Annotated in this window: 3 protein-coding genes and 1 pseudogene; all 4 read right to left on the minus strand. The window is 58.7% G+C overall.

All coding sequences use genetic code 11. From position 1 onward, the window contains the following. Nucleotides 1-36: 36 nt before the first annotated feature. On the minus strand, nucleotides 37-858 hold the full coding sequence (locus tag FEM54_RS29415; protein ID WP_138453943.1) for an ABC transporter substrate-binding protein: 822 nt from the start codon (nucleotides 856-858) through the stop codon (nucleotides 37-39). A 25-nt stretch (nucleotides 859-883) separates the two neighbouring features. Next, complete coding sequence (locus FEM54_RS29420) at nucleotides 884-1,648, minus strand: amino acid ABC transporter ATP-binding protein (RefSeq protein ID WP_017134648.1); 765 nt, start codon at nucleotides 1,646-1,648, stop codon at nucleotides 884-886. A 24-nt stretch (nucleotides 1,649-1,672) separates the two neighbouring features. Then, on the minus strand, nucleotides 1,673-2,551 hold the full coding sequence (locus FEM54_RS29425) for an amino acid ABC transporter permease (protein ID WP_017134649.1): 879 nt from the start codon (nucleotides 2,549-2,551) through the stop codon (nucleotides 1,673-1,675). Nucleotides 2,552-2,709: 158 nt separating this feature from the next. Beyond that, a pseudogene (locus tag FEM54_RS29430) lies at nucleotides 2,710-2,901 on the minus strand (argininosuccinate lyase); the annotation flags it as partial.

The raw sequence follows: 2,901 nt of genomic DNA on the forward strand, positions 1-2,901 counted from the left end.
CTGGCAAGCCAGCTCCCACATTTTTAGATCCTGTGTTTATTGGCCGGCATTGATGCTGATTTTTTCCACCGCACCTTGCTCCAGATCCCACTTCTTGAGGATCTTGCCGTAGGTGCCATCCTCAATCATGCCCTGCAGCGCCTCACTGATCGCCGTCACCAGCTCAGTGTTGCTCTTCTCAATCCCCAGCCCCGTGAACTGCTTGGAAATCGCCAGGCCCACCGGCTTGTACTTACCCTTGTCCAGCGCCATCAGATAAGGAATGGTCTCGCTGCCCTGCATCGCCGCATCCAGACGGTTCTGCTGCAACTGCGCGCGCGCATCTGCCGAGCCTTCGGTGCCGATCACCACAATGGCTGGCTTACCGGCCGCTTCGCAGTTTTCCTTGCTCCATGCGGCAATCTCCGACGGCCAGGTGGTACGGCGGCTGGTGCCGACTTTTTTACCGCACAGGTCAGTCAATGCCTGAAGGTCTTCACGCTTGGCCAGGGTGTACAGCTGCGGGCCACTGGTGAAGTAGTCGATGAAGGTCACGGCCTTTTGGCGTTCGGTGGTGTCGCTCATGCCCGACAGCACAATGTCGACGCGCTTGGTGGTCAGGCCGCTGAGCATCTGCTCGAAGCCGGTTTCCTGCCATTTGATCTTCACACCCAGGCGCTCAGCCAGGGCATTGCCCAGGTCAAAGTCCAGGCCGGTGAGTTTATTGGTGGCGGTGTCCTTGAAATCCATCGGCGGGTAGTTCGGCACGATGGCCGCGCTGATCTCGCCCTTTTCCTTGATTGCTGCCGGCAATGCCGCGAATACACAGGTGGAGGCCATCAGGCCTGCGAGCAACGTTGGGATAAACAATTTTTTCATGGGGGCGTTCTCGTTAGTTTTTTAGTTAAGTGCGAACGGCAGAAATAAAGCTTTGGGTACGCGGGTTTTGTGGGCTTATTAGAATTTCTTCGGGGCTGCCGGCTTCCACAATCTGGCCGGCATCCATAAACACCATGCGGTTGGAGACTTCGCGGGCGAAGCCCAACTCATGGGTGACCACGATCATGGTCATGCCGGTGGTGGCTAAATCACGCATCACCGACAGCACTTCTCCCACAAGCTCCGGGTCGAGGGCTGACGTGGGTTCGTCGAATAACATCAACTTGGGGCGCATCGCCAAGGCGCGAGCAATAGCCACACGTTGTTGCTGACCGCCGGACAATTCCACCGGGTATGCATTGCGCTTGTCTGCCAGCCCGACGCGTGCCAGCAATTCCAGCGCGTCTTCGATGGCTTCCTTGGGCGAGCGCTTGAGCACCTGCACCGGGCCTTCGATGATGTTCTGCAACACGGTCATATGCGGGAACAAATTGAAACGCTGGAACACCATGCCGGTGGCCAGGCGCTGGCGGGCAATCTGCGATTCATTCATCTCATGCAGCTTGTTGCCCACCACCCGGTAGCCGACCAGCTCGCCGTCGACCCACAGGCCGCCCTTGTCGATTTTTTCCAGCTGGTTGACGCAACGCAGCAGCGTACTTTTACCCGAGCCGGACGGGCCGATGATGCACATCACTTCGCCTTGCTCGACCTCGATATTGATGTCGCGCAGCGCGTGATACTGGTCGTAATACTTGTTCAGGTTGACGGCCTTGACGATGCTTCTCATGGGGCAAATCTCCTCAACCCAAACTTACGAACGCTTGCCGGCGCCGCGGGCAAAACGACGCTCGAGGCGGCTCTGACCAAATGAAAGAACAGTCACCACCGCCAGGTACCAGATGCCGGCCACAATCAGCAGCTCCATGACCCGCGCGTTGGCGTAGTAGATGTTTTGCGCGTTGTGCAGCAGCTCCGAGTACTGGATCACGCTGGCCAGGCTGGTCATTTTCACCATGCTGATGAACTCGTTGCCTACCGGTGGAATGATTACACGCATGGCCTGCGGCAGAATCACCCTACGCAGTGCTTGCAGGCTCGGCATACCGATAGACTTGGCGGCTTCGTACTGGCCGGTGTCCACCGAGAGCAAACCGGCGCGCACCACTTCGGCGGTGTAGGCGCCCTGGTTGATGCTCAGGCCAAGCAGGGCGGCCACGAACGGCGTCATCAGGTCGACGGTGTCGATGCTGAACAGGCCGGGAATCGCGATCACCGGGAAAATCAGCGCCAGGTTGAACCACAGCAGCAGCTGCAAAATCAGCGGCGTACCGCGGAACAGCCAGGTGTAAGTGATGGCCACATAACGCAGGATCGGGTTGGCCGACATGCGCATGATCGCCGTGATCACCCCGATCACCACACCCAGCGCCATCGCCAAAATCGACATGACAATGGTATTCACCAGCCCCCAGAGGATGGCCTCAGACGTGAGGAACTGGCCGATGTAGGACCATTCGATCTGGCCATTGGCAAATGCGCGCAACAGCGCGGCCAGGGCGATCACGATCAACGTGGCAAAAAACATCCGCCCGTAATACCGCCGCGGCACATGCTCGTACTGGGTAATATCGAACTGGTTCTCGGACAACTTGCGCTCGGCTTCCAAGCGCTCCGCCGGGGTTTGGTTCATGGTGCTACTCCAAAAAATATAGGTGTTGCACGATCGTTCCCACGCTCTGCGTGGGAATGCATCCCGTGACGCTCCGCGTCACCATTGCGCAGAATTGGAGCCATGCAACGGGACGCGGAGCGTCCTGGGCGGCATTCCCACGCAGAGCGTGGGAACGATCAGATTCGGAATCCGGTGTAACTCTCAGCCCATTTTTGCTGAGCTGCCAACGCCACCTTCAACCGCCCAATTTGCTCCCGCACCCGCTCCGGCGCCGTGCCACCCCACCCACTGCGCGCCGCAATCGCGGCCTCCAGGGTCAGGCACTCACGTACTTCAGGCAGCAACCTCGCATCCACCTGCGCCAACAT

The organism is Pseudomonas edaphica (assembly GCF_005863185.1).
In the GTDB taxonomy this organism is placed as follows: domain Bacteria; phylum Pseudomonadota; class Gammaproteobacteria; order Pseudomonadales; family Pseudomonadaceae; genus Aquipseudomonas; species Aquipseudomonas edaphica.